The 5,560-nt window shown below is 41.2% G+C and carries 6 protein-coding genes; 3 read left to right on the top strand and 3 right to left on the bottom strand.

Features of this window, described 5'->3' with window-relative positions; all coding sequences use genetic code 11:
• Positions 1-543: 543 nt before the first annotated feature.
• Entirely contained in the window at positions 544-876 is a 333-nt protein-coding gene (locus QUA43_RS30495) for a hypothetical protein (RefSeq protein WP_333379491.1), read from the bottom strand.
• A gap of 128 nt (positions 877-1,004) precedes the next feature.
• Between QUA43_RS30495 and QUA43_RS30490 the strand changes: the two genes are divergently transcribed.
• Positions 1,005-1,328, top strand: a complete 324-nt coding sequence (locus QUA43_RS30490) for a glycosyltransferase family protein (RefSeq protein ID WP_333379489.1) — start codon at positions 1,005-1,007, stop codon at positions 1,326-1,328.
• Between the two features lie 125 nt (positions 1,329-1,453).
• Positions 1,454-2,545, top strand: a complete 1,092-nt coding sequence (locus QUA43_RS30485; protein ID WP_333379488.1) for a GTP-binding protein — start codon at positions 1,454-1,456, stop codon at positions 2,543-2,545.
• 795 nt (positions 2,546-3,340) lie between these two features.
• On the opposite strand, the gene QUA43_RS30480 is transcribed toward QUA43_RS30485, so the two are convergent.
• Complete coding sequence (locus tag QUA43_RS30480; protein WP_333379486.1) at positions 3,341-4,051, bottom strand: transposase; 711 nt, start codon at positions 4,049-4,051, stop codon at positions 3,341-3,343.
• A 202-nt stretch (positions 4,052-4,253) separates the two neighbouring features.
• Positions 4,254-4,919, bottom strand: a complete 666-nt coding sequence (locus tag QUA43_RS30475; RefSeq protein ID WP_333379484.1) for a hypothetical protein — start codon at positions 4,917-4,919, stop codon at positions 4,254-4,256.
• Between the two features lie 320 nt (positions 4,920-5,239).
• On the opposite strand from QUA43_RS30475, the gene QUA43_RS30470 reads away from it, so the two are divergent.
• A complete protein-coding gene (locus QUA43_RS30470; RefSeq protein WP_333379482.1) occupies positions 5,240-5,518 on the top strand; it encodes a hypothetical protein in 279 nt (92 codons plus the stop codon).
• The last annotated feature ends 42 nt before the right edge of the window (positions 5,519-5,560 follow it).

Here is a 5,560-nt window from a genome sequence, read left to right as displayed (position 1 = left end):
CTATCCTTGCTCTTCGCTGTGCCTATCTCAACGGTCAACTTTCAATTTGATGTATTTGCCAAAGTGAGATGCACCCATGAATTATTATAAATTCTCTAAAATTCTTTAGGTATTTTTGGTCAACTTGTTTAAGTTTATATATTTTGATAAGCGAATTTGATGAGAGTCTCGCTAATTTTTTACATCCTATAATATAGGGATCAGCTAAAATAAAAGGGGAACTGTATCATACTTTTCCCCTTTTACAAAATTGGGATGCTCCCCCAAAAACAGGCATTCTTTCGGAGTCGCATTAAGCAATCAGCTTGAATGGAAGCTTGCGCTAGTACCCAACAAGCATTGCCATATTCTCGATCTAAAACTGCTAAGACTGGATTGATGCTCTGTTCACAAACAAGTTTGAGTTGGGAAGCTGCTTTTTCTATTGGCGAAGACCAACTACTAATTCGTTCATGTAGTAGGGGTAATGCCCAACTTCCTTCTGCTTCGGGTATCCACGCAATTGTACTGTACCCCTGTCCAATAATTACGCCTTTGTGATATTCATGGGTTCTGTCTTGTAATGTTTTGGCATGACTGTCTGCCCCATGCAGTATGATCGATTGCCACTAAAACGTGTTCCGTTGAGGGTGCTTCCTTCTGTAATTGCTCCAGATACAGCAGCATCAGTTTTTTCCGGTCTGGTCTACAGTCTTGCAATGCCTCGTAGACGCTTGACCATTGACGATGGAATAATGGATTGAGCGAAAATTCCGCCAAACAGGCTGCATTCCTGGTCGTCATCACTGCATCCATCAGCTCGAATGTCGCATCTTTTGCTTTTACTAATAACTCGTATGCTGCTTGACGGAATTCCTTTAATCGTTCACTGTTCATTTAGGGAGTGGATAGGTTTTCTTTTTCACCCTTATTCTCTCTCGGCGCGGTGGCTCTAGTTCTTCTAAAAGCCACCGTTCTCATCTTTATTTAGTCTAAAGTACAGTTATTTAGCAGAAGGATTCAATTTGCCCGCACTAGAAGCAATTGGTTGTGGCTTGCCGCTTATTTGCACTAAAGGCGGCCCGACGGATGATTTTACAACTCCAGATTTTGCTTGGCACGTCGAAAGTACGTTTCAAGAAGGTACTTCTAACGGTCAGCCGATATTTCGCCTGATGCCAGATTTAGAACATTCGATCGCCTTAATGAAAAATATTATAGAACAGCCGGAGTTGTGCGATCGCTCTCGCGAAGCAGGCCCCAAATTTGTAGCGGATGGGTTTACCTGGAAACACGTTGCAGACCAACTCCTAGAGGTACTTTTACCAACAATTCGATCGCCAAATTAAACATGGTGGGATCGAATTGTTGGCAACTTCCGATAATTAGCGCTGGTAACGCGCTGTTCGGAATTCAGATAAGATACAATAAGAACAACAAGTTTAAGCTTCAGACCTTATTTGACATTCAAGCTATGCAATCTACAACTCAGTCCGAGACAGAACTGGCGATGGACGCTCCCAAACACGGCTTACCCGTTACCATCATAACAGGATTTCTCGGCAGCGGCAAAACAACCCTGCTCAACCACATCCTGACCAACCAGCAGGGTTTGAAAACAGCAGTTTTGGTCAATGAATTTGGCGAAATTGGCATTGACAACGAACTGATTGTCACCACCGACGACAACATGGTTGAGCTGAACAACGGCTGCATCTGCTGCACAATTAATGAAGATTTAGTTAATGCAGTTTACAAAGTTTTAGAACGTCAAGAAAATCTCGATTATCTAGTAGTCGAAACAACCGGACTCGCCGATCCGCTACCAGTAGCTCTAACTTTTTTAGGCACAGAACTGCGCGATCTGACTCGTCTAGATTCGATAGTTACAGTAGTAGACGCAGCCAACTACAGCTTAGATTTGTTCAACTCTCAAGCAGCTTACAGTCAAATAGCTTACGGCGATATAATTATCCTCAACAAAACTGATTTGGTTGAAGAAGCAGAGTTAGATTTGTTGGAAGTTAAGATTCGCGATGTCAAAGAAGGTGCTCGAATTCTGCGAACGGTAAAATCGCAAGTTCCCCTACCGCTCGTCCTCAGCGTCGGATTGTTTGAATCTGACAAATATTTCCAATCTGAGGAAACTCCTAGCAGTCACGATCATGACCATCACGACCACGACCATCACGACCATCACGACCATCACGACCACAGCCATCACGCCCACTCCGACCATTTAGAAAATGACGGATTTACCTCAATTTCTTTCCAGAGCGACAAGCCATTTTCTCTGAGAAAATTTCAATATTTCTTAGACAAACAACTGCCAACAAATGTGTTTCGCGCGAAAGGGATTATGTGGTTTGAAGAAAGTCCCAAACGGCATATTTTCCACTTGAGCGGCAAGCGATTTTCGATGGACGATGACGAGTGGAAAGGTGAGCGGAAAAACCAGCTTGTTCTTATCGGTCAGGGTTTGGATACCGAGACTTTGCGATCGCAACTCGAAAACTGTCTTTGTATGCCTTCAACCAATCGCGGCAAAGGTTTTGGGAAGAACTAACAGTAAAATATTCTTTTCACCTAAACCAAAGAGCGTCGCGGTCTCATTGTTTTCGCGAGCGTGATCGGGAGATTGATGGGGACAAGGAAGGGCGATCGCCCTCCAAGAAAAAGAGTGCTCTCCAAGAAAAAAAGCGCCCTCGAATAAAAAGAGCGATCGACCTATTTTATTGTTGCTAACAAAAACAGAGCCCCACACTTATACTGTCCGCCGATCCCAAAAGCACGATCGCCAGTGCTTTCAAAGGTGCAGAATTACGTTTGTTTTACGTAATCTCTGCACCTTTATGCTGTTCGCACCCTGACGGGGTGACAACAAGAGTCAAAACCCCGATTGAATCAAGGACATAGCCCTCAAACTCCTCTGAAAAAATGGCAGTTGGTTAGGTCTAGCTCTCATTAATTCAGCAACTATTTTTTGACAAAACTCTATTCCAATCACCCAATATTGACCGTATAAACCAATCCAAAAGCTACTATAGCAATTCTAAATGATTTTCTAGACCTAGAGCAATCCTAATTAATTTTTTCCGTGCAATTATATTTATGTATTTTGGGGAAATCAAATTTATGTTCCTTAGTAAAAAATTCAAACAAAAATTTTACAATCTTAAAAGACCTACATAAATACCAATACTTTCTTAAAAAGTTTTTAGGTATCGGCTCAATAAGTAGGGGAAGCAGTTATTCTAGTTGCCAAGACAAGCCCAAGGGATGAAGAGAAGACTTGGAGCGAATAATAGTAGATAGAGAGGGAATAATTCCAAGTTGAGAAATTCGGTCACGCACATAACCCTTAAAAACTGATTCCCAACTGACGAGTAGTAGCCACAAGAGACATAAAAGTATCCCAAGCCCTCGTACCCTCAATCGTCTGAGTTGCATAGCTAATATTACGTCGCTGCACCATAGTTCTGGCAGCGAACTCAGCCGGATTATTGTGTAAAGGTAATTCAGGATGTTCTAAAACCCTGAGCAACTCCGATACTTTTATCGCAGTTAATTGTTTGCGTTTTTCCAACAATTCATAGCCGCTTGGAGTTTCAAAAAGCAGCCGAAATTTAGACCTTAAAAGCAGTGCAGCTTCGGGACTTGGAGCATCTTTATAAGCTAATAATTCCCGATAATAATCCCAAAAATCATCGAGAAACTGCCCTAAAATTACTTGATGGCAAGCGAATACCGGGCTTAACTTCTTGTAATGTCTTCCCTCATGCACCCAACATAAAGCTCGCTCAGCACTGATTAACTTGAATTGGGGGGCATCATCACAACAGAGAGTTTGTACGACTGGACAATCTGTTTGCTGATGGTAGAAAGCAATAGCTGCTGCTTCCCTAATCCGGGTAACTTGTTGAGCGCCCAGTTTGGGTAGATACTTATTGAGTAGGTGATTAAACTGTGCCTCACTCAACACAGTTCCTTGAGGTAATAGCTTGAGAGCATTCTGCCATTTAATCGGGATTTTGAAGTCCTGAATTAGTGAGAATGTCAGTGGATTCAGCATAAATTTTAGTTCTCGTCCTGGCTGTAATCCTTTGATTACCGTCAGTCTATCTTTATTAGCTGTTGTAAAGTAGACTGTATATAAAGGGTTGCAGATGATATTAGTGGTATGGTTTACTCCACCTACACGCGCACCAGTTTGGTCGAAGTGTTGCCAAGGGCTACTCGCTAGTCCTGAATCATAAACTTCTTTTTTCTCGGTTTCAAAACTGGAGTGGTTTTTGATTAACAGGTTGGATAAATAACCGGCTGAGATGGAAATACCTAAATCTGCTAAAAAATCTAGTAGTTTGCCTTGCGTCATATTGCCACCTAGCGTACAAACTGATGATTAAGGCTTTGATTCCTGGTCCAAATTCTCCTTCGTAACCTAATGGTAATTCTGCTACATAAGTTTTTCCGACTGAGGGTGAATAATATTTCTGTTTCCGGAATAATATGTTGTCGGTTGCCAAGCTGATATCTTGGATGATTACTTGTTCGTACCCTTTAAATTCTGCATCTGCTGGCAGTTTGTCTGTGGGATATTCTAGTATTTCTTCTCGATCTATTTTAATCGTGGCGTTCTTACTGCCTTTTTTGTGCTTTTTTGGCGTTTTTCGTTCTTTTTCTGAAGAGTGCTGGCTTTTGAATCCTTTGGACTTGGCTTTGATGTCTGGTTTTCCTTGCTCTCCCTTCAATCGGTTGTTTTCATCTTTTAACCGTTGATTCTCTGACTCCAAGTCTTTGACTTTTAATTGTAATTGTTCTATGAGGTTCAGTAAAAGCTCTACTTTATGACGCATGGATTCGTCTGCAATCCCTGGGGGGTCGATGGTTTGCAGTATATTGGAGGATGACTTGTCTGGTGAAATAATCTTTGGCGTCATGTGTCTTATTTTATGACACTTTGTGCACTCTGCTTACTTTTTTTTCTCTGCTACCCCTACTTATTGAGCGGATACCATTTTTCCTACACTGAATGTATGAAAATCCTTAGTCATCAAAGCCAGAACTGCGGAATGTGGGTTTTACTTTTCCTAAGTTATCCGATGCTTTTTTTAAACTTCAAATGCTTGTCAATAATTTAACTCGTTCAATTTTTCCTGACGGGGTGACAGGTTGCCTGAAAAACAGACAGGGAGGCAATCCTAGACAAATCGCCTCAAAAAAGATAGGGTAAGAAAGCTTCTTACCCAAAAACAATTAAATGATACCAGAATTATATCATGCCCATTTGTCAGAAAAGCTGACACGTTCTAATTACTTATTGACAATTTTATTGATTCAAGTAGTGCAATCGATTAAAGAAGTCACATTGGAAAGCATAGCGACAAAACTAGCGATACCCATTAAATTTGAAAGTAGAAGAAAAAAACTTCAGAGATTTTTATCAGAGGATAAATGGGTTCTAGATGATATTTGGCTGTCACTGGTAATTGGTTGGATTAAAGGGGTGCATCTCACTTTGGCAAATACATCAAATTGAAAGTTGACCGTTGAGATAGGCACAGCGAAGAGCAAGGATAGA

Origin of the sequence: Microcoleus sp. N9_B4, from assembly GCF_036701635.1 — a bacterium.
Lineage (GTDB): Bacteria > Cyanobacteriota > Cyanobacteriia > Cyanobacteriales > Microcoleaceae > Microcoleus.
The sequence above is the reverse complement of the archived record's forward strand: the minus strand, read 5'-3'. Positions and strand labels throughout refer to the sequence as shown.

What these genes read in the sequence shown, in the direction of transcription:
- QUA43_RS30495 (WP_333379491.1), bottom strand. Translation starts at nt 876, where the DNA reads ATGAACAGTGAACGATTAAAGGAATTCCGTCAAGCAGCATACGAGTTA.
- QUA43_RS30485 (WP_333379488.1), top strand. Translation starts at nt 1,454, where the DNA reads ATGCAATCTACAACTCAGTCCGAGACAGAACTGGCGATGGACGCTCCC.
- QUA43_RS30480 (WP_333379486.1), bottom strand. Translation starts at nt 4,051, where the DNA reads ATGCTGAATCCACTGACATTCTCACTAATTCAGGACTTCAAAATCCCG.
- QUA43_RS30475 (WP_333379484.1), bottom strand. Translation starts at nt 4,919, where the DNA reads ATGACGCCAAAGATTATTTCACCAGACAAGTCATCCTCCAATATACTG.
- QUA43_RS30470 (WP_333379482.1), top strand. Translation starts at nt 5,240, where the DNA reads ATGATACCAGAATTATATCATGCCCATTTGTCAGAAAAGCTGACACGT.